The following is a 25999-nucleotide window of genomic DNA, read 5'->3' on the forward strand; positions in this document are numbered from 1 at the left end:
CCCGCTGGCGGGCCTGAGCCAGGCGCAACTCGACGCACTGCCGGTGGCGGTGGCCGAAATCGAAGACATCTACCCACTGTCGCCGATGCAGCAGGGCATGCTGTTCCACAGCCTGTCCGACGCAGGCGACGACCTGTACGTCAACCAGCTCAGCCTGCCGGTCGCGGGGCTCGAGCAAGAGCGCTTCCGCGCCGCCTGGCAGCATGTGATCGGCCGTCACGAGATCCTGCGTACGTCCTTCCACTGGGAAGGCGGCCAGAGCGCGCCGTTGCAGGTGGTGCACCGTCACGTCGACGTGGCGATGACCGTGCTCGACTGGCGGGCACGAACCTTTACCGCCGCCGACCTTGAGGCGGTCGCCCGCGCGCAGCGTGGCTTCGACCTCGGCCAGGTGCCGCTGCAGCGCCTGTTGCTGGTGCGCACGGGCGACGCCGAGCACCAGTTGGTGTGGACCAGCCACCATATCCTCATGGACGGCTGGAGCAGCTCGCAGTTGTTCGGCGAGGTGCTGCAGCACTACGCCAGCGGTGAAGTGACCGGCGACAGCGGCCGCTACCGTGACTTCATCGCCTGGTTGCAGGCGCAGGATCAGGGGCGCCTGCAGGACTACTGGCAGGGCCGTCTGCGCCTGCTCGATGCGCCGACCCAACTGAGCCAGTCGATTCACCCGCGGCACACTGCCGACCTGCCGGGGCACGAGGCGCTGTACACCCGTTGGGACGCCCAGCGCACCGCCGCCTTGCAGCAGCACTGCCGGGCCCAGGGCATTACCGCCAACACCCTGATCCAGGGCGCCTGGCTGTTGCTGCTGCAGCGTTACACCGGCCAGCGCAGCGTGGCCTTCGGCGCTACGGTGGCCGGTCGCCCCGAGAGCCTGGCCAACGCGCAGCACATGCTTGGCCTGTTCATCAACACCTTGCCGGTGATCCAGACCCTCGAGCCGACACAACGCCTGGATCAGTGGCTGCAGCAGTTGCAGGCCGACAACCTGGACCTGCGCGAGCACGCCCATGCGCCGCTGGCTGACATCCAGCGTTGGTCGGGGCAGGGTGGCCAGGCCCTGTTCGACAGTATCATCGTGTTCGAGAACTACCCCATCGACCAACGCCTGGAGCAGGCCCAGGGCGGCCTGCGCTTCGGCGCCTCGAGCAGCCACGACGTCACCAACTTTCCCATGGACCTGGCGGTAACCCTCGGCGAGACCCTGGCCATCGAGTACCTGTTCCTGCGTAGCCACTTCACGGCCGAGGCCGTACAGGGCATTCGCGCACTGATGGAGACCCTGCTGCAGTCGATGATCGACAGCCCTGCCGAATGCATCGGCAACCTGCAACGGCTCAGCCCGGCGCAGTCTCAGGCGCTCGACGCCTGGGGCGCGGTGCCGGCGCAGACCGGCGAGCCGGTGATGCTGGCCCAGCTGATCGCTCGCCAGGCGGCTGCGCGGCCCGAGGCCATCGCCGCCGAGTGTGCCGGCCAGAGCCTCAGCTACGCGGCGCTGGAGGCCCGTTCCGACGTGCTGGCGCGGCAACTGCTCGCCCGTGGTGCCGGCCCGGAGGTACTGGTGGGCGTAGCCCTGGAACGCTCGGTGGACATGCTGGTGGCCCTGTTGGCGGTGTTCAAGAGCGGCGCGGCTTATGTGCCGCTGGACCTGAACTACCCGGCCGAACGCCTGGCCTTCATGATCCAGGACTCCGGCATGCGCCAGCTGATCGGTCGTGCCGACCTGGGGCAGCGCTTGCCCCTGCCCGTGGGCCTGGAACCGCTCGACCCGGCGACCCTGGCGTGCGAAGCCGGTACGCCGGCCAGCGTGTTCCCGGTGCCGGGCGAGCACAGCCTGGCCTACTTGATCTACACCTCTGGCTCGACCGGTGTGCCCAAGGGCGTGGCGGTCAGCCACGGACCTTTGAGCATGCATTGCCAGGCCATCGCCGAGCTCTACGAGATGCAGGCCGGCACCCGAGAGCTGCACTTCATGTCGTTCGCCTTCGACGGTGCCCACGAGCGCTGGCTAACCACGCTGGCGGTGGGCGGTACGCTGATCTTGCGCGACAACGAACTGTGGACGCCCCAGCAGACTTGCGAGGCGCTGAGCCGGGGCCGGGTCGACATCGCCTGCTTCCCGCCCGCCTACCTGAAGCAGGTGGCCGAATATGTGCAGCGCAGCGGTGTCGAGCCGCCCCCGGTGCGTATCTACTGCCTGGGCGGCGACGCCGTGCCGGAGCAGACCTTGGCCGAGGTGCGCGAGGTGCTGCGGCCACGCTACATCACCAATGGCTATGGGCCGACTGAAACGGTAGTCACGCCGATGCTCTGGAAGGCCTCGGCCGAAGAGCCCTGCGGCGCGGCCTACGCACCCATCGGCCGAGTCGTGGGGCAGCGCTCGCTACGGGTGCTGGACGATGACCTCAACCCATTGCCGGTCGGTTTTGCCGGGCAGCTGTTCATCGGTGGCCATGGCGTGGCTCGCGGCTATCACCAGCGGCCATCGATCACTGCCGAGCGGTTCGTGCCCGACCCGTTCGGTGAGCCCGGGGCACGTTTCTACCGTTCCGGTGACCTGGTGCGCCTGCGTCAAAGCGGAATACTGGACTACGTCGGGCGTCTGGATCACCAGGTGAAGGTGCGGGGCTTCCGCATCGAGCTGGGCGAGATCGAAGCCAGCCTGCGCCAGCAACCGGGTGTCGGCGATGCCGTGGTGATCGCTCGCGACGGTGTTTCCGGCAAGCAGTTGATCGGCTACGTGGCGGCCACCGCCGAGGTTCGCGGCGATCAGCTCAAGGCCGCCCTGGCCGAAACGCTGCCGGCCTACATGGTGCCGTTGCAGGTGATCTGCCTGGAGCGCCTGCCGGTCTCGCCCAATGGCAAGCTCGACCGCAAGGCCCTGCCGGAGCCCACCTTCGACCTGGCCAGCCATGTGCCCCCGCGCTGCGAGGAGGAACAATGGATGGCGCAGATCTGGGCCGAGGTGCTGCAGGTGGAGCAGGTGGGGATCACCGATAACTTCTTCGAGCTGGGCGGCGATTCGATTCTCAGCCTGCAGGTGATTTCGCGGGTGCGCAACCATGCGCAACTGAAACTGGAGCTCAAGCTGCGCGACCTGATGCGTTGCCAGACCATCGCCAACCTGTTCGACCAGCAGGGCGTGTCGCGGGTCAGCGGCGAGCAGCAGGCCGTGGTGGTGGAGGGCGACTTCCCGCTGATCCCGATCCAGGAGTGGTTCTTCACCGCGCAAACCCATGCGCCGGAACACTTCAACCAGGCCTTGATCCTGCGTGCCAACCAGCCACTGGATGCGCAGGCGCTGGAGCGCACGCTGACCTGCATGCTCGGCCAGCACGATGCCTTGCGCCTGCGTTTCAGCCACGAGCAGGGGCGCTGGATCCAGCGTTACCAGCCGTTGCAGGAGTGCCTGCAGCGCCTTGGTGATGACCCGCTGCTGTGGGTGCGCGAGGTGGCCGACGAAGAAGCGCTGGAGGACCTGGCCAATGAACTGCAACGCAGCCTGGACCTGGCCCAGGGGCCACTGATGCGCGGCTTGCTGGCGACCCTGGGTAATGGCCAGGTACGCCTGCTGCTGGTGATCCACCACCTGGTGATCGACGGTGTGTCCTGGCGTGTGCTGCTGCAGGACTTGCAGGAGGCCTACCAGGCCTTGCTCGCCGACCGGGAGCCGCGTTTGCCGCAGCGCACCAGCAGCTTCGGTGAATGGGCCGCTGGCCTGGCCGGCCATGCGGTGACCCTGCGCGAACGTGAGCTCGACTACTGGGTGGCGCAGCTCGACCGCCAGGACGGGCCGCTGCGCTGTGACAACCCACGTGGCGGCAACCTCATGTGCCACCGCGAAGAGGCCGCGTTCAGCCTGGATGCGCAACGGACCGCACAGTTGCTCAAGGAGGCGCCTGCAGCCTACCAGACGCAGATCAACGACCTGCTGCTGACTGCGCTGAGCCGGGCCCTGTGCCAATGGGACGACAGTGCGTCGGCGCTGGTGCTGCTGGAAGGCCATGGCCGCGAGGATCTTTTCGAGCAACTGGACCTGAGCCGTACCCTGGGCTGGTTCACCAGCATGTATCCGGTACGCCTGAGCCCGGTGGCCGACCCCGGGGCGTCGATCGTGGCGGTTCGCGAGCAGTTGGCCCAGGTACCCGACAAGGGCATCGGCTACGGGGTGCTGCGCCACATGGACGAACCGTGGGTGCGCGCGCGCCTGGCCGAGCTGCCGCAGGCGCAGGTCACCTTCAACTACCTGGGGCAGCTCGACCAGAGCTTCGATGCCGAGCAGGCGCTGTTCCTGCCCGCGCCGGAGAGCGTGGGCGACAGTTTCTCGCAGCAGGCGAGCCTGGCCAACTGGCTCGAAGTGGTGGGCCAGGTGTTCGACGGCAAGCTGTCGTTCCGCTGCATCTACAGCAACCGACGCTTCCGCCAGGGCACCATCACGGCCTTCATGGACCAGTTCCAGGCCGAGTTGACGCTGCTGATCGAGCACTGCCTGCAGGTCCAGGCCAACTGAATTTTCCTTCTTCTGACAGGCCGGATGCGGGTGCGTCCGGCCCAGGAACCGAGTCATGCCACTGAACCCTGAAATTGCCGAATTCCTCGACCTGGTCGACGCCAGCCCTGGCGATGGCCAGTCCATGGCCTTCCACCGCTCGACCCCCGCCCAGGCGCGCGACGCCTTCGAGCAAGCCTCCGTGCGCATGCGTTGGGAAGCGCCGCAGGTCCATAGCGAGGACCTGCATTGCCAGGCTCGTGATGGCGCCACCCTGGCGCTGCGTCTTTACCGGCCCTGCGCGCCTGCCGAGCAACCACTGCCGGTGCTGCTGTACCTGCACGGTGGTGGATTCGTGGTGGGCAGCATCGCCTCGCACGATGGCGTCTGTCGCGAGTTCTGCGCGCGCACCCCCTGCGCGGTGCTGACCGTCGATTACCGACGCGCGCCCGAGCAACGCTTTCCGGTGGCGCTCAACGACTGCGCCGATGCCTTGGCGTGGCTGGCACACAACGGGCGCGAGTGGGGGCTGGATGCCAGCCGGGTCGCCCTGGGCGGCGACAGTGTCGGCGCGACCCTGGCCAGCGTGCTGGCGATCGACGCCGCACACCTGGGTGGGCCTGTACAGCCGCGGCTGCAATTGCTTTGCTATCCAGTGGCCGATGCCTCGAAGCGCTGGGAGTCGCGTACGCTGTTCGCCGAAGGCTACCTGCTGGAGAGCGCCACCCTGGAGTGGTTCTACGACCATTATGCGCGCCAGGCCGAGGACCGCTCGAACTGGCGTTTCTCGCCGCTGCTGGCCACCGGCTTGCAGGGCGTGGCGCCGGCCTACATCGGCCTGGCAGGTTTCGATCCATTGCTGGATGAAGGCCAGGCCTATGCACGTCACCTGCGCGAGCAGGGGGTAGCGGTCAGCTGCGAGGTGTTCGAGGGGTTGGTGCACGACTTTCTGCGCATGCGCTTGGTCACGGCCGAGATCGACACGGTGTATGAGAGGTTGGCGCAGGTACTGCGTGACGCCTTGAACTGATGGTTTGCACTGGATAGGGAGGGCCGCGATGCGGCCCTTTTGCGTTGCATACGACCCAGGGCCTTGCGCCCTCGGTCGTGGTTGCGGTCAGAACTTGTACTGCACGCTGGTCATGAAGTTGCGGGGCGCGCCGTACACGCCCCAGCTGTCGACGTAGGAGAAGTATTTGCGGTCGAAGACGTTGTTGAGGTTGAGCGTTGCGCTCAGGTTCCGGGTGATGTCGTAGCGCGCCATGAGGTTGGTCACGGCATAGCTGCCCTGGGTGAAGGTGTGCAGGTCCTGGCCGGTCTTGCTCTGCCAGTTCACGCCACCGCCGATGGTCAGCTTGTTGTCCAGAATGCCGGGCAGGCGATAGGTAGTGAAGGTCTTGGCGCTGTGACGGGGGGTGTTGGTGACGATGCGGTTGTCGTCGGAGTCGGTGCTGACGCTGTAGGCGTAGCCGGCGAACGCCTGCCAGCCCTCGGCCAGCTCGCCGTTGAGCTCCAGCTCCACGCCCTTGGTGGTGGTGCCCTGCTCGGCGCGGTAGATGTCCGGCGCACGCACATAGACGGCCAGGTTGTCCTGGTCGATGCGGAACAGCGCCAGGCTGGCGTTGAGTTTTTCCTCGTTGAAGCTGCCTTTCACGCCCAGCTCGTAACCGGTGCCTTCCTGTGGGTCGAGGGCCTTGTAATTCTCATCGTGCACGCCATAGGGCTGCGGGTTGAAGATCTTGGTGTAGCTGCCGTAGACCGACCAGGTGTCGTTGAGGTCGTAGACCACGCCGGCATAGGGCAGGAACACGCCGTGGCGGTTCTCGTCACTCTTGTTGTCGAGCGTCGGATCACTCCAGTTCTGGTAGTCGCTGGTGCGTCGCCAGTCGGTGACGCGACCGCCGAGAATCACGGCCAGGTCGTCGGTCACGTGGAAGCGACCGGTCATGTAGGCGGCGTACTGGTTTTCCTGGATGTAGGTTTTGCCGATGGTGGTGGTGTCCGGGCGCGGGCCCTGGCCTTTCCAGTCCCAGATATTGTCGATGGTGCCGTCATAGCCGGTCCAGGGACCGAACCAGCCACCGTGATCCGGGGTGTTTTCGGTGTAGCGGGACAGGGTGACCCCGGTGATCAGTTCATGCTCGCGACCGAACAGGGTGAACGGGCCGGTCAGGTAGGCGTCGAGGTTGTTCTGGCGAGGCTTGCCCGACCAGCGGTTGGGGTACATGTAGGCGCCCGAGCCGTCCACCGGACTGATCTCGCCGTTCATGTAGTTGATCAGCTCGTCGAAGTCCATGACGCTGTGGCTGAGCTCGACCTTGCCGCTCCAGCCGTTGTCGAACTGATGCTCGAGGGAGGTGAAGACATTGGTCTGTTTGCGGTCGTTGTACGACCAGGTTGGCGAACTGTTCTTCGAGCGGCTGAAGTCGGTCTTGCTGCCGTCGGCGTAGCGGACCTGGAAGCCGGTGCGCAGCGGGTCGTCGACCTGGGTATTGAGGTAACTGAAACCGAAGGTCAGCATGGTTGCATCGCTGAGGTCGAACTCGGAGATACCGTAGATCAGCTGCGTATCCTGCTCGAGGCGGTCGACGAAGGAGTTCTGGGTCTTGTAGTCGACCACCAGACGCCCGCGGACGTTGCCGCTGTCGGTCAGTGGGCCGGAAACGTCGAATCCGGTGCCGTAACGGTCCCAGCTGCCAGCTTCGGCGGTCACGCTGCCCTGGAAGGTCGCGGTCGGGCGCTTGCGGATCATGTTGATGGTCGCCGACGGGGTGCCGGTGCCGCTGATCAGGCCGGTGGCGCCACGCACGATTTCGACACGGTCGTACATCGCCGTGCTCTGGGTGGTATTGTCCAGGCGCGGGGAGGTGGGAACACCGTCGATCTCGAAGTTGTTGATCTGGAAGCCGCGCGACCAGTAGGTGTCGTTCTCGGCGCCGATGCCGGTGCGCAGCACGGTGATGCCCGGGGTGGCCTCGAGCACTTCGGTCAGGTTGGTCAGCTTCTGGTCGTCCAGGCGCTGGCGGGTGACCACGGTGACCGATTGCGGCGTTTCCTTCTGGGTCAGGTTCAGGCGCGTCGAGCTACTGGACATGTAGGTGGTGTACAGGCCGGAGCCTTCGGTGACCGAACCTGGCGCCATGCCCGAAATCGAGGTTGGGCTCAGCTCCAGTGCGGCCTCGCCGGCACTGGGTGGCGGTACCAGCAGGATGGTGTGGCCGTCCACGCGGTAGGACAGGCCGCTGCCCTGGAGCATGCGCTGCAGCACCTCGTCGGTCGACAGCGAGCCGGATACCGGGCTGGACTTCAGACCTTGCACCAATTCCGGGCTGTAGAGGATCTGCATCTGCGTCTGCTGACCCAGTTGCTGCAGGGCGCTGGACAGCGGCTGGGCGGCGATGTTGACGGAGACCTGCTCGGCGTGGGCTGCGCTGCTCCCCAGCAGCATCAGGGCCAGCAGGGCACCCGGCAGTACCATACGGTTCGACTGCGGTGGACGTACGGCGCGTGCCAGAAGGGTCGGGGACAGGTTCGGGCGGTGCATGGGTGAAAGGAACTCCTGAGGGACGTGGGCAGTTTTTCTTTTGGAATGTTCAGTAACTGATAATTAGACGCATCACGGATTGGAAACCGGAAAAAAGAATCAGCAATCTGTGCTTGGCGATTTATCTGATGAAAACCCCGCAGGGGGAATGCCATGGCGTCGGCTGCTCCCCCTTCCTTGCGGGCGGATCGCGGCGCCGTGCTCCGGACTGGCCAGGCCGTGCGCCACGCGCGTCGCAAGGGTCAGGCCGCGACGTGCTGGGTGACCACGCGACCGGCCTCCATGCGTACCAGCTGGTCGGCGATATCGAAGTAGCGATCATCGTGGGAGATCACGATGATGGTCTTGCCCAGGCGCTTGAGGTCGGGCAGCAGCTCGGTGTAGAAGATCCGGCGGAAAGTCGGGTCCTGGTCGGCCGCCCACTCGTCGAACACCAGCACCGGGCGATGCTCCAGCCAGGCATTGATCAGCGCCAGGCGCTTGCGTTGCCCGGTGGACAGGTCGGTGGTGGTGAACTTGCCGTCCTGGATGCTCACCTTGTGTGAGATTTCCAGGCGTTCCAGATACTGGTTGGCATCTTCGGGAATGCTCTGTTCACCCTGGATCACATCGTCGAACAGGTAGTAGTCGGCGAAGATCGTGGTGAACAGCTGGCGATACGGGTCCCTGTCGCTGGCATCGATGATCTTGTCATCCAGCGCGATATGCCCCTGTTGTGGTGCGTAGAGTCCCAGCAACAGCTTGATCAGCGTGGTCTTGCCACAGCCGTTCTCGCCGACAATGAAGACGATTTCGCCCTGTTCGATCCGCAGGTTGACCGGCCCCAGCCGGAAGGGCGCGGCATCGCCCACCGCAGGGAAGGCGTAGCTCACCTCGACCAGTTCCAGGCTGCGCACCTTGGCCTTGGCAGCCGGTGCGTCGGTCAGCAGCAGGTGCGGCTCGGGTGAGGAGAACTGCCGGGAAAGCTCGGCGATGCGCTGGAAGGCGATGCCGGCGCGGCCGACGATGGGCAGCGTACCGATCAGGTGCTCCAGCGGGCCTTTCATGTACAGCAGCACCAGGACGAAGCCACTGATGACCGCTTTGTCCTGCCCTAGGCCGGCACCGTGCATCAGCAGTGCGATGCCAATGACCACGAAGAACAGCATGGAGCCGAAGGTCTTGGCGATCACGAAGGTGTTGATTGCGCGGATCTGGGTCTTGCAGATGAAATCCGCGGTGGCCTGGATGCCATGCACGAACATGCGGTGGCGACGTGGGCGGTGGATGCGCAGTTCCTTGGCGCCGCCGGCCACGGCGTTGTACTGGCGTTGCAGGTCGTCCTCGGCGTCGCGGGCGGCCATGAAGCCACGCACGCCTACCGATTGCGCGAGGTACTGGGCGCTCGTGCCCACGGCGATGGCCGCCAGCATCAGCAGGAACATCGGCCACGACAGCATGGCCAGGTAGCCCAGGCAGCCCAAGGTCACCGTCAGCGAAATCGCCAGCGGCGCGAAGGCGAAGGCGAAGTCGCTGATGGTGTCGACATCATGGGTCAGTACCGGAATCAGACGGTGGCTGCGAAAGCGCTCGATCTGCTCGATCGGCGCGGCGAGCACCTTCTCCCCCAGGGTCTTGCGCAGGCGGGCGATGATGTGCTGGCCAACGTAGTTGGTACCGATATCCGACAGGATCGTGCTCACCAGTGCCAGCAGGCACAACCCGGCAAAGCCCAGGATCAGGCTGTGCCCCAGGTCGCCCTCGGCGTGCAGCGCGCCGTTGATGGTGGCCAACAGCGTGGTCACGCTCAGGCCCCCGATCATGCCGAGGAAGATGGACAGGGTGACGATCGGCCAGAATGGCTTGAGCAGGGCCAGCAATTCACGCAGGGCCCCGCGGTTGGAAGTGCTCATCGGCTGGTTCCCGTCCTCAGGCGCAGGTCTGGCGCAGGCTGGCTGGCGCGTTGCTGGCCTGCTTGCCCAGATGCTGGTAGAGCGACTGGCCGATCTCCGCCGCACGTGCCGGCAATACCGACAGCAGCGTGTCGCTGAGGCCGTGGGAGGCTTCGCAGAACCCTTGCAGGTAGACGTTGGCGCCGAACTCGGAGTGGGCCAGCGCGCGGTAGTCGCGGTCTACCTCGAAGTCCTTCAGGTGCTGCTGCAGGGGGGCCAGCAATTCGCGGTGCGAGCGGCGTTCGTAGCCGGTGGCGAGGATCACCGCGTCGTAGCGGTGGGTCTGGCGCACATCGGTGGCCAGGTCGCGCAAGGTCAGCTCGATGCCTGCGGCGGTTTCCACCACATCTTCGATGGTGCGGCGGCACAGCACGGCGTGGCGGTGCAGGTGCGCGACCTTCTGGCGGTAAAGGATGCCGTAGATGCGCTCGAGCAGGTCAACGTCGACTACCGAGTAGTTGGTGTTGTGGTATTCGCTGACCAGCTTCTCGCGCTCGGCGTGGGGCTGGTTGAACACCAGGTCGGTGTACTCGGGGGCGAAGATCTCGTTGACGAACGGGCTGTCGTCGGCCGGCTTGAGAGCCGAGGCGCGCAGGATCATGTCGACCTTGACCGATGGATAGCTGTCATTGAGATCGATGAAGGCCTCGGCGGCGCTCTGCCCGGAGCCGACCACGGCGATGCGCATCGGCTTGCCTTCGTTGCAAGGCAGCTGCTGCAGTGCGCTCAGGTACTGGGAGTGGTGGAATACCCGCGGGTCGTTCCTGAAGGCGCGGAAGGCGTCGGGGATCTTCGGCGTGCCGCCGCTGCCGACCACCACCGAGCGGGCACGGCGTTGGGTTTCACGGCCCTGCGGGTCGCGGGAGACGATGCGCAGGTGGTCGACCTTGCCCTCGCGCAGCTCAGGTTCGATGCGCAGCACTTCCTCGCCGTACACCGCCTGGGTGGCAAAGTGCTCGGCGGCCCAGCGCAGGTAGTCGTTGTACTCCAGGCGGCAGGGGTAAAAGGTGCCCAGGTTGATGAAATCGGCCAGGCGCTGCTTCTGGTGCAGGTAGTTCACGAAGCTGTAGGGGCTGGTAGGGTTGCGCAGCGAAACCAGGTCCTTGAGGAAGGAGATCTGCAACTCACTCTGGGTGGCCAGGGTGTTGCCGTGCCAGCGGTAGTCGGTCTGCTTGTCGATGAACAGGGCGTCGAGAGCATGGCCGTTGGTCTCGGCGAGCTCTTCCAGGGCGATGGCCAGGGCCAGGTTGGAAGGGCCGAAGCCGACGCCGATCAGGTCGTGGATTTTTTCGGGGGAAGAGGTCTGGCTCATGGTTGCGGTTCCTTGGATGGTCGAGTGGGGGCGCCGCTGAAGGGCGCCCCGTGTCCTGCGCAAGTACACCGATAGGAACGAGCCTGCTGGCGGAGAATTTACCGCCGCCTGGCGCTTTACAGCTCGCGGGCCACGCGGAATCCGATCCAGTCGCCACGGTCGTCGCGCACGGTGGTGTTGCGGTTGCCCGAGCGCGAGAAGATCGGTGCCTCGCCCCAGTCGTTGCCGCGGATCGAGATCTGCCGGCAGCCGGCTTCCTTCCAGGCGCTGCCGTCGGCCGGCGCGCCGACATAGCTGTCGTGGTAACAGTCGGCGACCCACTCGTAGACGTTGCCGTGCATGTCGTACACACCGAAGGCATTGGCCGGGAAACTGCCCACCGGTGAGCTGTAGCTGAAGCCGTCCTTGGGGCCGTAGACGTTGGCGTTCTTGCTGATCTCGAGATTGGCGTCCGGCTCGAACGGGAACATGCCGGTACTGCCGCCGCGTGCGGCGTATTCGCGCTGCGCTTCGCTGACCATGGCGTAGTGCTTGCCGGTTTTCTTCGACAGCCAGGCCACATAGTGCTCGATGTCTTGGTAGCTCATGCACACCGCCGGCTGGCGAGGGCCTTGCTGGTAGCTGGGCTTGCTATTGGTGCAGCGCCGCCCGGGGCGATCGTCGCCGTCGGCGATGACGATGCCGGTGGCCTTCTGGTAGGCGGCCCATTCAGCGGCAGTGATCTGGAAGCGGCTGATGGCGAACGGCTTGGCGAAGGTGACCGGGTGCTGCGGACCTTCGTCGTCCTGGCGGCCCATCTCGTCGGGCGGGGTGCCCATGGTAAAGGTACCGGCGGGCAGCACGACCATTTCCGGGCAGGCCTTGTCGCAGTCGCGGAACACTGTGCCGGGCTTGTCCGACGGCTGCGCGGCCAGGGCCGGCAGGCTGCAGGCGGCCAGCACGGCGGCCAGGGTGAGGCGTTGCAGGGGTGCGCTCATGGAAGATGCCTTGTTCAAAGTTGCTGGGTAATGAGGGACATGACCCGGTCTATCTGCTGCTCGTCGTTGAGCAGGCTTGGGGCCAGGCGGATCACCGGGCCGACGTCGCGGTCTACGGCGTCGCACATCACCTTGTTGGTGGTGAGGTGCGCGGCCACGGCGTCGGCGTCACGGTCCTTGATGCGCAAGAAGGTGAAACCGGCGGAGAACTGTTCGCTGCGCGGGGTCACCAGCTGGATCTGGCGGTGCTCGAGCAGGCGCTGTTTGAGCAGGCTGTTGAGCTGGTGTATGCGCTGCTGCACCTCGGCCTTGCCCAGTTGCAGGTGCAGCTTGAAGGCCTCGCTTGTGGCCCAGCGGTGCTCGAAGGCGTGGTAGCCGCCCGGGGTCATGATGGTGGCGAAGTCCTCATCGCGGGAGAAGGTGGCGACGCTGGGCACCAGGTGCTGCATGCCGGTGGAGGCAGCGCAGATGATCCCGGTGCCGCGCGGGCCGAACATCCACTTGTGCGTACCGGCGATGAAGTAGTCGCAGTTGAAGTCGGCGAAGCGGGCGTTCTCCACGCCGAAGCCATGCACACCGTCGACCACGTACAGGATGCGCTCGGCTTCGCTGCGCTCGCGGTTGTGCCGGCGCACCAGTTCACCGATCTCGCCCACCGGCAGCTTGACGCCGCTGCCAGAGTGCACCCAGGTCATGCCCAGCACCCGGGTGTTGGGCTTGATGGCCTTGTCGAGGGTGCTCAGTACCTGGTCGGTGGAGACCGTCCATGGGTCGTCGAACAGGCGGATCTGGCGCACCGCGGTGCCCTGGCGCTGGTTGCGGAACTCCAGCGCCTTCTGCGCGCAATAGTGTTCGTGCTCGGTAATCAGCACCTCCTGCCCGGCGCCGACTTTGAGGCCGCCATAGATCATCGCCAGGCCTTCGGTGGTGCTGCCGGTCAGGGCGATCTGGCGCGGGCCGACCTCCAGGTAGCGCGCGGCCCACTCGCGTACTTCATCTTCGCGCTGCCATTCGTACTGGCTTTCCCAATCCATCAGCGCAGCTGGGTTGCGATCCAGGTCGGCGCGGTGGCGGTCGATGGCTTCCTGTACCGGGCGCGGATGGGCGGTGACCAGGAAGTTGGCGAAATGCGCAATCTGCGGGTCGAGTGGAAACAGCTCGCGCAGGTTGCGCCACTTGTCGGGGCCGGCCAACGGCTTGGCGGGCTGGGCCAGGGCCTGGGGTAACAGTGGCAGGCTTGCAGCCAGCAGCCCGGCCTGTTTGAGGAAAGTGCGGCGGTTACTCATGTGTGTCGGCCTTGTTCAGCGATTGGCGACGGGGCGGGCAGCTTTCTGCACCTGTTCCCAGACGCGCAGGAAGTTGCCTGCCCAGAGCTTCGCGATGTCCGTTTCGCTGTAGCCTCGGGTCAGCAGTTCGGCGGTGACGTTGCGGATTTCGCTGACGTCATTCCAGCCGTCCAGGCCGCCGCCATCGTTGAAGTCAGAGCTGATGCCGACATGGTCGATGCCGACTTTCTTCACCGTATAGTCGATGGCGTCGACGTACTGCGCGAGGGTAGCCTTGGGCTCTTCTTCCAGCGTGCTGTACAGCGCGCTGGCGTATTCGCCGAAACGCGCTTCGGGCCAGATGGCGATCACCGCATCGCCCGGCATCAGCGCGTTGGCCAGGCCCTGCAGGGGTTGCAGGTCGAAGCGCGCGCGCAGGGCGTCGAGTTTTTCAATCACCGGCTTGCTCAGGGGCTTGAGGTATTGGCCGAAGCCGACCACCTGGATGACACCGCCGCTGTCCTTGATCAACTGCATCTCCTTGTCGGAGAGGTTGCGCGGGATGTCTACCAGCGCCCGGGGCGCGGAGTGCGAGGCCACCATGGGCGCGCGGCTAAGGCGGGCGACATCTTCAAGTGCCAGGGTGGACATCTGCGATACGTCGATGATCACGCCCAGATCGTTGAGGCGCTTGACCGCCTGCTCACCCAGCGGCGACAGGCCACCGAGGGCGTCGGCGGTGTCGTTGAAGAACGGCAGTGGGCGCGAGGAGTCGGCCCAGTCGTTGTTGCCCGTGTAGCTGAAGCCGAACATGCGCACGCCGCGCGCAGCCCACAAGTCCAGCTGCGACAGGTCGTGGCCCAGTGGGTAGGCGTTGAGCATGCTGATGAAGATGGCGAACTTGCCTTCGCCATTGAGCCGGCGGAAGTCGTCGGGCGTGTAGGCGATGCCGACCTGGTTGGGGAAGTCACGGACCATCCCGCTGATGATCTTGTAGCGGGCTTCCTGTTCCTGCCGGGCGGCATCGACGAAACCGGGGGTAGGGCGGTGCGGGGCGTTTGGGCCGTTCCAGATTTCCGGCCAGCCGAAGATGGTCAGCGCCGCACCGGACAGGCGGCCCCGGTTGGCCTTGACCAGGTCGAACTGGCCCGGGCCGTCCTTGTCGATTTCCTGGCCGGCGCTGCCCAGTTCGAGGGGCACGGTGACATGGCTGTCGAACGACAGCATGTGCTCGTGCAGGTCGTTGGCCTGTTGCACGATTTTCAGGGGATAGCCGGCGTGCTGCTGTTGCCAGAAGAAATAGCCGGCGACACCCCCCAGGGCGGCCACCAGGGCCAGGGGTAGGCCAATGTAAAGGGCCTTGCGGGAACGGGTCTTGGTCATTGCCATCTCGTTGCACGGTTGATCGGGGCGGCCTGCCGACGCACAACGTGCTGCTTGGGCAGGGCTTGGGTATCAGGTGAACGAGCGACCGCCGGGCAAATTTATCGCCGGCTTCGAACCAGGCCGAGCCAGGCCTGGCATTAAATTTCGCCGAAGATGCAACGTTTTAGCCTTGGACGGGCCGTGCTCCACGGCCGCAATGAATGCTCAGGTAGTTGCAATGACGATTTCTCGACGCGGGTTCATCGCCGGTGTGGCATTGGCAGGCGTGGCGGTGCCCGGCGCGATGTATGCGCAGCATGTGCAGCGCCAGCGGTTCGACGAGCAGTTTCCGGAAACCCCCGGTGAGGCGGTGGTGGAACTGGCCGATGCGGCGCTGCAGCAATTGGGCGACACCTTGCGCGGGATCTGGCGTTTTACACTGCAAGGGAAAGATGCCGGGCTGCCCGGCCTGCCTGAGGGTGAGCTGGAAATGTTTCTCGATGTTGCCCCAAGTGGCCGCGGCCTGCGTGGTTACCTGGACACGCCCGAGCGCCTGCGGGGTGCCGAGGCGCCGCGTTATCGGGTAGTCGGTGACCTGCTGACCGATGCGAACAGGACCTTGCGTTGGCGGCTGTTTTCTACCGCGCCGGGGGAAGGGCAGGCTGACTACCAATGCACGGTGGTACTCGACGAAGTCTGGGGTGAGTTCGGCAATGCCGGGCAGGCCACCCTGAACGGGCGCATCGCTGCGCTGGGGCGTTCGTTGACCCTACCCGTGCAGGACAACACTTTTGTCGCGCTCAAGCGCAGTTTCCCCGAGGCTCGCGAGCGCACGCCTCTGTCCCCGGCCTTGCTGGCCTGGCTGATTGCGCCGGAGCACCGCCTGTTCCACCAATTGTGGCATGCCTCGCGTGACAAGTGGCACAACCTCGACAAGGACAAGCAGGCGGCCCTGCGCGGCTTGGGCTGGCAGCCCGGGCCGCGCGACCGTGAGCGTGACGCCCGTGGCCGGCACAAGGATCGCAATGGCTCGGGCGAGGACTTTTTCTTCATGCACCGGCACATGCTGCGTGCTGCCCGGGTCATTCAGGACCTGCCGTCGTGGGCGCGGTTCCCGCTGCCGCAGCCAGAGCTCGAACGCGACCGGGTCGGCTTTGCCAACTATTTCGACAACCATGACGGTACGGCCTTGCCACCCACCTGGCTGGCTGCGGACGATGCGGCGTATACCCAGTGGGTGCGCGATATCAAGACGCCGGATACTTTCCACGGTAACTTCCAGGTCTGGGAGTCGAGGTACAGCGACCCGCATTACCTGAGTACGCTCACCCTTGCGCAGTTCGGTTCGGAGATGGAACTGGGCCTGCACGATTGGTTGCACATGCGCTGGGCCTCGGTGCCGCGCGACCCGTCCAGCGGCTTGCCGGTGCCGTTCGCGCGCCAGCCGGAGGACTTTGCCGGACGCTGGTTCGAGGCGGAAAACGACTTCCTTGGCGACCCGTTTTCATCCCATGTAAACCCGGTGTTCTGGCACTTCCATGGCTGGATCGATGACCGCATCGAGGACTGGTTCCGCGCCCACGAGCGTGTGCATCCCGGCCAGGTGCGGCGCGCCGAGGTCAACGGTGTGCCGTGGTTCGCGCCTGGGCGCTGGGTAGAGGTATCCGACCCATGGCTGGGGCCGGATACCCATGGCTGTTCGACTGTGCCGGGGCTGCGGCCGGGGCGCAGTGTGGAGATGGACCCAGAGACCATGAAGCTGGCGCTGCGTATCATCTTCGCCGATGACGACCTGTTTGCCAGCTTGCGGCCGAAGGTGCCGCAGCGGCCCTGGTACGCACGCAACCTGAAACTGGCGAAGCGCTGACACCGCGCCCCACAGGGAATGCATCAGCGCTCGACCTGCCAGCCACCTCCCAGAGCCTTGTACAACGCCACGCTGCCCTGCAGCCGAGCCAGGTGCAGCTGCGCCTGCTGGTCCTGGGCAACATACAGCGTGCGCTGGGTTTCCAGCACCGTCAGCAGCGTTTCGGCGCCGGCGCTGTAGCGCTGTTGTGCCAGGGCGAAGGCGGTGCGTGCTTCCTGTACCTCCTGGTCCTGCCATTGCCGCTGGCGGTCTACGCCATGGATCGCATTCAGCGCTTTTTCCACGTCGGCGAAACCTGCCAGGATTGCGGCGCGGTAATCGTGCAGCAGCTCTTCCTGTTCGGCACTGGCCAGTTCGCGCTTGGCGCGCAGGCGGCCGTTGTTGAAGATGGGTGTGGCAATGCCGGCAGTGAGGGTATAGAAGGGGCTGCCGAGGATATCGGCGAAGGTCCGTGCCCCGCTACCCAGGTCTGCTCCCAGGGTCAGCTTGGGCAGCATGGCGGCCCTGGCCACTTGTACGTTGGCGCTGGCGGCGGCCAGCCGGGCCTCGGCGGCGGCAATGTCGGGGCGTCGGCCGAGCAGGTCGCTGGGCACCCCGCTGCCGATCGCCGGCCAGCGCAGGGTAGCGATCGATTCGTTGGTGTTCGGTAATGCCTGCACCGGATCACCGAGCAAGGTGGCAAGGGTTATCCGGTTGTTCTGCCATTGCTGCTCCAGCAGGGGTACCTGGCGCTCCTGGGCCGCCACCAGGCTGCGTTGCTGCGCCAGCTCCAGTCGCGTGGTCGAGCCAGAGCGCTGGCGCGCCTCGACCAGGCCCAGCACGTCCCGGGCGTTTTTGAGGTTCAGCCGGGCGATGCGCAGCTGCTCCTGCAGCGCCAGGCCCTGCAGGTAGCTATCGGCGACGGCGCTGGTCAGCGTCAGCTCCACCGTCTGGCGATCGAAGCGGCTGGCGTCCAGGCCATGCAGGGCGCTGTCGCGGGCGGCGCGGATGCCGCCCCAGAAATCGACCTCGTAGCTGGCGCTCAAGCGCGTGCCGAATGAGGTGCTGGTGCGCTCGCTGCTGCTGGCGTCGAGTTGGTCGTTGCCGTCGCCGCGCAACAGGCGCTGGCGGCTGCCGTCCACTCCGAGCGTCAGCTCCGGCAGCCGCGCAGCGCCGGCGATCACAGCCTGCGCCTGGGCCTGGCGCACCCGTGCCGCGGCGGCGGCCAGGTCGTGGCTGTTGTGCCGGGCGCGTTCGACCAGGCGGTCCAGTTCGCCGCTGGAGAAGGCTTGCCACCAGTGAGCATCCGGCAGGGCCTGGCTGGAGGCGTCGGCTCGGGATTGCCAGGTTGGCGGCTCGGTAATGCCGGCCTCGGGGGCGGGCGGTGTGCTGCAGGCGGCCAGGGCCAGGCTGAGGGTCAACAGGCTGATGCGGCTTGGCAATGTCATGGGCTATACGCTGGTAAGGGCTTTGACCGGATCAAGGCGCGCAGCCTTGCGGGCCGGCATGAAACCGAACACCACGCCGGTGATGACGGCGCAGGTGAAGGCGCCGAGAATGGCGGGCAGGGCGAATGCCACGGCGATGTCGGCGAGCATCAGGCCGCCACCGATGCACAGTGCCAGCACGATACCCGTCACCCCGCCGACCATCGAGAGCATCACCGCCTCGCTGAGGAACTGACGCAGGATATCGCGCTGGCGGGCGCCGGTGGCCATGCGGATACCAATCTCGCGGGTACGTTCGCGCACGGTCATGAGCATGATGTTCATCACGCCGATACCGCCGACCAGCAGGGAAATGGCGGCGATGGCACCGAGCATCAGCGACAGGCTGTTCTGCGTGCGCGCCTCGGCCTGGATCAGCGCGGCGTCGTTGGTCAGTTCGAAGTCCTGCTTGTCCTGGTGGCGCTGGCGCATCAGGTGGGCGATTGCCCGCTCGGTTTCGCTCACCCGGCTCGAATCGGCTGCGGCGATGATCACGTATTCCGGGTCTTGCTTGCCGAACAGGCGTACGGACGCGGCGGAGTAGGGCACCACAATGCGCTCGTCGCTGTCCTGGTCGCCGGAGCTGGCACCTTTGCCGGCGAGCAGGCCGACCACCTGGAAGGGCACGTTGCCGATCAGCAGGTACTGGCCCAGCGGATCGCTGCCAGGCTCCATGAGCTTGTCCCGTACCTTCTGGCCGATTACGGCCACGGCGGCGGCAGCCCGTTCGTCAGCTTCGGTGAAGAAGTTGCCTTCGACCACTGGCCAGTTGAGGATCTCGGAAAACTGGGTGTTATTGCCGCCGACATAGAACTGCTGGTTGTTGTTGCCGTGGCGCACGGTCAACTGGTCGCCGATCACCGGCATGATGCGTTGGACCTGCGGTAACTGGGCGATGGCGGCGACATCGTCCAGCGTGACGATGCCGGCCGGTTCGCGCAGCGTGGCGTGGCGGCCACTGAGGTAGAGGATGTTCGAGCCGAACGCCGCCATCTGGGCCATGACCTGGCGCTTGCTGCCTTCGCCGACAGCCAGCATCACTACCACCGAGGCCACGCCGATGACGATGCCGAGCAGGGTCAGGGCGGTGCGGAAGCGGTTGATCCACATGACCCGCCAGGCCGCTTGCAGGGCCTCGAGCAACTCGCCCTTCCAGGCCCCGCGCAAGGTGGCGCCGCGGTCCAGGCGCTGGCGCAGGTCGTCGGCCTGCAGGCCTGGGTGCGCCGCGTGGAGGGGCCGGTCGGCCGCCGAGTCGCTGATCACCAGGCCGTCGCGAATTTCGATCACCCGTCGCGCCCGGGCCGCCACTTCACGGTCGTGGGTGATGAGGATGATCACATGGCCCTGGCTGGCCAGTTCGTCTAGCAGGGCCATGACTTCGGCGCCGCTGTGGCTGTCCAGGGCACCGGTGGGTTCGTCGGCGAGGATGATGTGGCCGCCGTTCATCAAGGCGCGGGCGATCGATACCCGCTGCTGCTGGCCGCCAGACAACTGGTGCGGGCGGTTGCCCGTGCGGCTGGCCAGGCCGAGGCGTTCGAGCAGGGCCGAAGCGCGGGCATGGCGCTCGGCGGCCGGGGTGCCGGCATAGATGGCCGGCATCTCGACGTTTTCCTGGGCCGAGCCGGAGGGGATCAGGTGGTAGCCCTGGAATACGAAGCCGAAGGCTTCGCGCCGCAGCCAGGCCAGTTCGTCACTGTCCAGCTCGGCAACATCCTTGCCGGCGAAGCGGAAGCTGCCGGTGGTAGGGCGATCGAGGCAGCCAAGTATGTTCATCAGGGTCGACTTGCCCGAGCCGGAGGCACCGACGATGGCGACGAACTCGCCGGGGTGGATGCTCAGGCTGATGCCGCGTAGCACTTCCACCTTCGGCGAGTCGATGCCGCCGTAGTGCTTGCGGATGTCAGTGAGTTCGATCAAGGGCGCTGTCATTCAACCTCCGCTGGCGGCTGGGGCGCCGATGACCAGTTGCTCGCCTTCGGCAAGGCCGTCGAGTATCTGCACGCGCAAGCGATCGCTCAGGCCGGTGCGCACCTTGCGCTGTTCGATCTTGCCGTCGCGGGTGACCACCTGGGCCAGGCGCACGCCTTCGTCGCCGGCACCATCCAGGGCTGCCAGTGGCGCCGTGAGCACTTGGCTGGCCTGGCCGGCGACGAAGAACACCTGGGTGGTCATCTCGGCCATCAGGGCGCCATCCGGGTTTTCCACATCGAGCAGCACGGTGTATTGCACCACTTGGGCGCCGGTGGTGCCGGCGATGGCACTGGCGGGGCTGCCACCGCCCTGGCTGGCCTGGTCCAGCGGCTTGGGCGGGATCGGCAGGATCTGCCGCACGGTGCTGGTCCAGCGGCGCTTGCCGCCGGCCAGGGTGGTGAAGTAGGCGGTCATGCCGGGCTTGACCTTGCCGATGTCGGCTTCGGACACCTGCGCCCACACGGTCATTGGCGAGAGCTTGGCTATGCGCAGGATCAACGGGGTTTGTTGCTGGGCATTGAGGGTTTGCCCTTCGCGGGCATCGACTGCCACCACCGTGCCGTTCATCGGTGCGTAGATTCGGGTGTAGCCCAGCTCGGCTTCATCGCTGCGCAGGTTGGCCTGGGCCTGGCGGATTTGCGCCTGAAACATGTCGATGCGGGCCTGGGTGACCTTCAGCTGGGCGTCAGCCGTTTGCACGTCTTCGTCACGGGTGGCGCCGGCGGCGGCCAGGTCGCGCTGGCGCTTGAGCTGTTGCTGGGCCAGTTGGTACTGCGCGCGCTGCTCTGCCAGCTGAGCCTTGAGGTTGTCGATCGAATAGCGCCCGGCATCCAGCCGGGCCTGCTGGGTGGAGGGGTCGATCTCGACCAGCAGCTGACCTTTGCGCACAGTGTCGCCGACCTCGACGTGCAGCTTGTGGATCTGCCCGGACGCCTGTGCGCCAACATCCACATAACGCCGTGGTTGCAGGGTACCCAGTGCTGTGACGCTGCTTTCGATATCGGCACGGGTGACCGCGACCGTGCTGACTGGCTGAGCCCCGAAGGGCAGGGCTTTCCAGGCCACCAGGCTGCCCAGGCCCAGCAGGCCCAGGACTACGAGCAGGGCGCGACGGCGGGTGTTGGTTGAACGTGTCATGCAGGCTTCCAGCCAGGAGTGATGGCCACGCGCAGCCCGATTGCGGCGCGCACTGAGGTCCCAGATAGACGAAGGTCAGCCGGGCGGATTTAGCCTTTGTCTCGGGCAGGAGCCTTTGTTGCTGAGAATAATTATAATTTGTAAGATCGCAACTTGATATCACTCGGTCCCGCGTTGGTGTCTGGAGGGGTTCCGGCAAAAACTGGCAGGGCGGTCTCAGGTAACGTCGTGGAACATTACTATCGCGAACTGGTGGGTTTCCTTTCCGCGCGCCTGGGTAATCGTCAGGCCGCCGAGGACGTGGCGCACGATGCTTATCTGCGGGTGCTGGAACGCACCCACGCCGAGCGCATCGAGCACCCGCGTGCCTTCCTCTATCGTACCGCGCTCAACCTGGTGGTCGACCGCCACCGCCGCCACCGGGTGCGCCAGGCGGAGCCGCTGGAGGTGCTAGACAGCGACGAGCGTTGGCATACCCCGGCGCCGGCGCACGACATGCAGCACGACCAGCGCCTGGCGCTGATGCAACGTGCGCTGGATGAGTTGAGCAAGGTCTGCCGCGAGTGCTTCCTGCTGCGCAAGCTCGAAGGCTTGTCTCATCAGCAAATCGCCGAGCACCTGGGCATCTCGCGCAGCCTGGTGGAAAAGCACATCGTCAACGCCATGAAGCATTGCCGGGTGCGCATGCGCGAGTGGGAGTGCTGATTGCCGGGCTCAAGGAAAATGCAAATTCTGTCAGCCAGTCACTTGATTTATGCGGTTTTCCCGACTTCTCTCAAAGAAGACCACTGCCAGGCAGGGCCCTGGCAATAGCCGTTAGCGGCGCAGTATGGTCGTGGAACGCTCCCATTACCTACTGCCCAGGTCCGACCATGGCAAACAAGACCCTGCGCATCCTCATCGCCGACGCCCACCCGTGCCAGCGCTTGCAGTTGGAGCGGTTGCTCAACGGCCTGGGCTATTACCGGATTGCCCCGGTGGAGAGCTTTGAAGAGCTGCAGCGCCTGGTGCAGTGCGCCTTGCAGCCCTTCAACCTGTTGCTGGGCAATATCGAGCTGGCCAGCCACGCTGGGGTCGACCTGGCGCGGTTCTGTCGCGTCAGCACGCAGATCCAGCACGCGCTGCTCTACCACTCCAGCCAGTTGAAAGTGCCCGCAGTGCCGCCGGCCGAGCGCCAGGCGGTAAGCTTGAGCCTGCCCCAGGCCCCCGATATCGAGGCACTGGAAACATTCATGGCGATCATCGACACCCCGGTGCTGGTCGGCCAGTTGCCGCTGCCGGATACCCTGGCCGGCAACAGAGCCAGGCCACGGCTGCGGGCCAATTTTGCGCACACGGTGTTCAACCGCTGACGGCGCATAGCGCAGGGCAACGGGGCAGGCATTTGTTATGCTCTTGCCCTTTGCCGATCTGCGGACCCTGCCATGACTGCCATCGATACCGCTCGCCCGCCCCGGTTCAGCCGCGGCGATCACCGGACCCTGGGCCTGGCGGCGCTGGGCGGCGCGCTGGAAATCTACGATTTCATCATTTTCGTGTTCTTCGCGCTGACCCTGAGCCAGCTGTTCTTCCCGCCGGAAATGCCGGAGTGGTTGCGCCTGCTGCAAAGCTTCGGGATTTTCGTCACCGGTTACCTGGCGCGGCCGCTGGGCGGCATCGTCATGGCTCACTTCGCCGACCACCTGGGCCGCAAGCGGGTGTTCAGCCTGAGCATTTTGATGATGGCGCTGCCGTGCCTGCTGATCGGGGTAATGCCGACCTATGCCGAGATTGGTTACGCCGCGCCGCTGATCTTGCTGGCGTTGCGCATATTGCAGGGGGCTGCGGTCGGCGGCGAGGTACCCAGTGCCTGGACATTCGTTGCCGAACACGCACCGCCGGGGCGGCGCGGGTATGCCCTGGGTTTCCTGCAGGCCGGGTTGACCTTTGGCTATTTGCTGGGGGCACTGACCGCGACACTGTTGGCCCAGGCTTTCAGCGCCGAGGAAATTCTCGACTACGCCTGGCGTTACCCGTTCCTGCTCGGTGGCGTGTTTGGCGTGATCGGGGTGTGGTTGCGCCGTTGGCTGAGTGAAACGCCGGTATTTCTGGCCCTGCGCGAGCGCAAGGAGCAGCCGGTGAAATTCCCGTTGCGCCAGGTGCTGGGCGCGCATCGTGGGGCGTTGATTCCGGCTGCGCTACTGACCTGCGTGCTGACCTCGGCGGTGGTGGTGCTGGTGGTGATTACGCCGACGGTCATGCAGCAGCGCTTCGGCATGTCTGCCGCGCACACGTTCGCGCTGAGCAGCGTAGGCATCGTCTTTCTCAACATCGGTTGTGTGCTTGCCGGCCTGCTGGTCGACCGCCTGGGCGCCTGGCGGGCGTTGATGATCTATAGCGCGCTGCTGCCGCTGGGCATCGCTACGTTGTATGCAAGCCTGGTGGGGCAGTGGGGCATGACGTGGCTGGCTTATGCGTTGGCCGGGCTCTGCTGTGGGGTGGTGGGTGTGGTGCCGTCGGTCATGGTCGGGCTGTTCCCGGCGCAGATCCGGGTATCGGGTATTTCCTTCACCTACAACGTGGCCTACGCCTTGTGGGCCAGCACTACGCCGCTGGCGTTGATAGCCTTGATGCCGTGGAGCCCATGGGTGTGCGTTGGCTTCTGTCTGGTCATGGGCGCGGTGGGGCTGCTCACTGCCCGCTACTTTGGCCGCCGGCAACCTTCCGCGTTCGCGGCGGAGCCGATGCCGATCATGTGCGTCGACAAATGAACGAAAAAAGCCCCCGGGCCGCGAGGCCAGGGGGCTTTTTCTTGCTGCAAGGGCGGGCTTACATGTTCGGGTAGTTCGGCCCGCCAGCGCCTTCAGGGGTGACCCAGGTGATGTTCTGGGCCGGGTCCTTGATGTCGCAGGTCTTGCAGTGCACGCAGTTCTGCGCGTTGATCTGGAAGCGCTTGTTGCCGTCTTCCTGGGTGACCACTTCGTAGACGCCGGCCGGGCAGTAACGCTGGGCGGGCTCGTCGTACAGCGGCAGGTTGCTGGCGATCGGGATGCTCGGGTCGGTCAGCTTCAGGTGGCAGGGTTGTTCCTCTTCATGGTTGGTGCTGGAGAGGAATACCGAGCTGAGCTTGTCGAAGCTGAGCTTGCCGTCCGGTTTCGGGTAGTCGATCTTCTGCGAGTCGGCCGCCAGCTTGAGGCAGGCGTAGTCTGGCTTGGTGTCGTGCAGGGTAAACGGCAGCTTGCCGCCGAACCAGTTCTGGTCGACATAGTTGAAAGCACCCCCCAGCAGCGGGCCGAACTTGTGCAGTGCCGGGCCGAAGTTGCGGCTGGCGAACAGCTCTTCGTACAGCCAGCTGGCCTTGAACGCGCTGACGTAGCCGTCGAGCAGGTCGCCACCTTCACGCCCGGCAGCCAGGGCGTCAGCCACTGCTTCGGCGGCCAGCATGCCGGACTTCATCGCGGTATGGCTGCCCTTGATCTTCGAGAAGTTCAGGGTGCCGAGGTCGCAACCGATCAGCGCGCCGCCGTTGAAGACCATCTTCGGCAGCGAGTTCAGGCCGCCCTTGCAGATGGCGCGGGCGCCGTAGCTGATGCGCTTGCCACCTTCGAGGTATTGGCTCATCACCGGGTGGTGCTTGAGGCGCTGGAATTCGTCGAAGGGCGACAGGTACGGGTTGGCATAGGACAGGTCGACGATCAGGCCGACCACCACCTGGTTGTTTTCCAGGTGGTAAAGGAACGAGCCACCGGTGTTGTCCTTGGCCATCACATCCAGCGGCCAGCCAGCGGTATGCACCACCAGGCCTTGCTCGTGCTTGGCCGGGTCGATTTCCCAGATTTCCTTCAGGCCGATGCCGTAGTGCTGCACGTCGGCTTCGCTGTCGAGGTTGAAGCGCTTGATCAGTTGCTTGCCGATATGGCCACGGCAGCCTTCGGCGAACAGGGTGTACTTGGCGCGCAGTTCCATGCCGGGGGTGTACAGGCCGTCCTTTGGCTTGCCTTCGCGGTCGACACCCAGGTCGCCGGTGACAATGCCGCGGACCACGCCGTTTTCATCGAACAAGGCTTCCTGGGCGGCGAAGCCGGGGTAGATTTCCACGCCCAGGTTCTCGGCCTGCTGGGCCAGCCAGCGGCACAGGTTGCCCAGCGAAATGATGTAGTTGCCCTGGTTGTGCATGGTTTTGGGCACGAACAGGTCGGGCACTTTGGTCGAGCTGCCGGCGTCTTTGAGCACGTAGATATCGTCGCGCTTCACTTCGGTGTTCAGCGGCGCGCCCAGTGCCTTCCAGTCGGGGAACAGCTCGTTCAGCGCGCGGGGCTCGAACACCGCACCGGAGAGGATGTGAGCACCGACTTCGGAGCCTTTTTCCACCACGCAGACGCTGATTTCGCTACCGGTTTCGGCGGCCTTCTGCTTCAGGCGGCAGGCGGCGGACAGGCCCGCCGGGCCGGCGCCGACGATGACCACGTCGAATTCCATGTATTCGCGTTCCACAGGTTCTCTCCTACTCATCAAGGCTCGTGCTGTTGCTGGGTCTTATGGGTGCATGCGCGCAGTGGCTCGTCACGGGAGCGAAACTGTAGCTGCGCAACTGACGGACTACACCGTTTTGTCATGGCCGCGCATTATATCTACACCACTTGGCGGGTCCAATACAAACGTTTGTTTGAATTTGCCGCAGGCCAGTAAAATCACA

General features: G+C 65.4%; 16 protein-coding genes. 6 read left to right on the forward strand and 10 right to left on the reverse strand.

The features are described 5' to 3' along the window. Both B3361_RS12680 and B3361_RS12685 read left to right on the forward strand, forming a co-directional pair. On the forward strand, positions 1-4510 hold a 4510-nt coding region (locus B3361_RS12680; RefSeq protein ID WP_286777904.1), incomplete at its 5' end, for a non-ribosomal peptide synthetase. Positions 4511-4565: 55 nt separating this feature from the next. Then, the gene (locus tag B3361_RS12685; protein WP_054904858.1) at positions 4566-5519 is read left to right on the forward strand and encodes an alpha/beta hydrolase; all 954 of its coding nucleotides are present in this window, start codon (positions 4566-4568) and stop codon (positions 5517-5519) included. An 87-nt stretch (positions 5520-5606) separates the two neighbouring features. Here B3361_RS12685 and B3361_RS12690 read toward each other — a convergent pair whose 3' ends face one another. The 6 genes from B3361_RS12690 to pvdM form a co-directional block, all read right to left on the reverse strand. Then, the gene (locus B3361_RS12690) at positions 5607-8033 is read right to left on the reverse strand and encodes a TonB-dependent siderophore receptor (RefSeq protein ID WP_054904859.1); all 2427 of its coding nucleotides are present in this window, start codon (positions 8031-8033) and stop codon (positions 5607-5609) included. A 242-nt stretch (positions 8034-8275) separates the two neighbouring features. Further along, positions 8276-9925 (reverse strand): cyclic peptide export ABC transporter, encoded by a 1650-nt coding sequence (locus B3361_RS12695; protein WP_054904860.1) that lies wholly within the window; start codon positions 9923-9925, stop codon positions 8276-8278. Between the two features lie 16 nt (positions 9926-9941). Beyond that, entirely contained in the window at positions 9942-11276 is a 1335-nt protein-coding gene (locus B3361_RS12700; RefSeq protein ID WP_054904861.1) for a lysine N(6)-hydroxylase/L-ornithine N(5)-oxygenase family protein, read from the reverse strand. Positions 11277-11392: 116 nt separating this feature from the next. Beyond that, positions 11393-12253, reverse strand: coding sequence for a formylglycine-generating enzyme family protein (locus B3361_RS12705; protein ID WP_054904862.1), 861 nt, complete (start codon positions 12251-12253; stop codon positions 11393-11395). A gap of 14 nt (positions 12254-12267) precedes the next feature. Then, the gene (locus B3361_RS12710; RefSeq protein WP_054904863.1) at positions 12268-13539 is read right to left on the reverse strand and encodes an aminotransferase class V-fold PLP-dependent enzyme; all 1272 of its coding nucleotides are present in this window, start codon (positions 13537-13539) and stop codon (positions 12268-12270) included. Between the two features lie 15 nt (positions 13540-13554). Then, positions 13555-14901, reverse strand: coding sequence for a pyoverdine-tailoring dipeptidase-like protein PvdM (pvdM, locus tag B3361_RS12715; RefSeq protein ID WP_054904864.1), 1347 nt, complete (start codon positions 14899-14901; stop codon positions 13555-13557). 220 nt (positions 14902-15121) lie between these two features. On the opposite strand from pvdM, the gene B3361_RS12720 reads away from it, so the two are divergent. Further along, a complete protein-coding gene (locus tag B3361_RS12720) occupies positions 15122-16750 on the forward strand; it encodes a twin-arginine translocation signal domain-containing protein (RefSeq protein WP_054904865.1) in 1629 nt (542 codons plus the stop codon). A gap of 23 nt (positions 16751-16773) precedes the next feature. On the opposite strand, the gene B3361_RS12725 is transcribed toward B3361_RS12720, so the two are convergent. From B3361_RS12725 to B3361_RS12735, 3 genes are read right to left on the reverse strand one after another with little or no spacing between them, the layout of a single operon-like run. After that, positions 16774-18177, reverse strand: a complete 1404-nt coding sequence (locus tag B3361_RS12725; protein WP_054904866.1) for an efflux transporter outer membrane subunit — start codon at positions 18175-18177, stop codon at positions 16774-16776. A 3-nt stretch (positions 18178-18180) separates the two neighbouring features. Further along, complete coding sequence (locus tag B3361_RS12730) at positions 18181-20145, reverse strand: MacB family efflux pump subunit (RefSeq protein WP_054904867.1); 1965 nt, start codon at positions 20143-20145, stop codon at positions 18181-18183. After that, the gene (locus tag B3361_RS12735; RefSeq protein ID WP_054904868.1) at positions 20146-21324 is read right to left on the reverse strand and encodes an efflux RND transporter periplasmic adaptor subunit; all 1179 of its coding nucleotides are present in this window, start codon (positions 21322-21324) and stop codon (positions 20146-20148) included. 228 nt (positions 21325-21552) lie between these two features. Between B3361_RS12735 and B3361_RS12740 the strand changes: the two genes are divergently transcribed. The 3 genes from B3361_RS12740 to B3361_RS12750 all read left to right on the forward strand — a co-directional run bounded on the left by B3361_RS12740 (position 21553) and on the right by B3361_RS12750 (position 24074). Then, on the forward strand, positions 21553-22029 hold the full coding sequence (locus tag B3361_RS12740) for a sigma-70 family RNA polymerase sigma factor (protein ID WP_054904869.1): 477 nt from the start codon (positions 21553-21555) through the stop codon (positions 22027-22029). A gap of 167 nt (positions 22030-22196) precedes the next feature. Then, positions 22197-22676, forward strand: a complete 480-nt coding sequence (locus tag B3361_RS12745) for a response regulator (RefSeq protein WP_054904870.1) — start codon at positions 22197-22199, stop codon at positions 22674-22676. 72 nt (positions 22677-22748) lie between these two features. After that, entirely contained in the window at positions 22749-24074 is a 1326-nt protein-coding gene (locus tag B3361_RS12750; protein ID WP_054904871.1) for an MFS transporter, read from the forward strand. Positions 24075-24132: 58 nt separating this feature from the next. On the opposite strand, the gene B3361_RS12755 is transcribed toward B3361_RS12750, so the two are convergent. Further along, positions 24133-25815 (reverse strand): electron transfer flavoprotein-ubiquinone oxidoreductase, encoded by a 1683-nt coding sequence (locus B3361_RS12755; RefSeq protein ID WP_080709229.1) that lies wholly within the window; start codon positions 25813-25815, stop codon positions 24133-24135. Positions 25816-25999: the final 184 nt, after the last annotated feature.

This window comes from Pseudomonas sp. UBA6699 (assembly GCF_002454615.1).
Classification (GTDB): domain Bacteria; phylum Pseudomonadota; class Gammaproteobacteria; order Pseudomonadales; family Pseudomonadaceae; genus Aquipseudomonas; species Aquipseudomonas juntendi.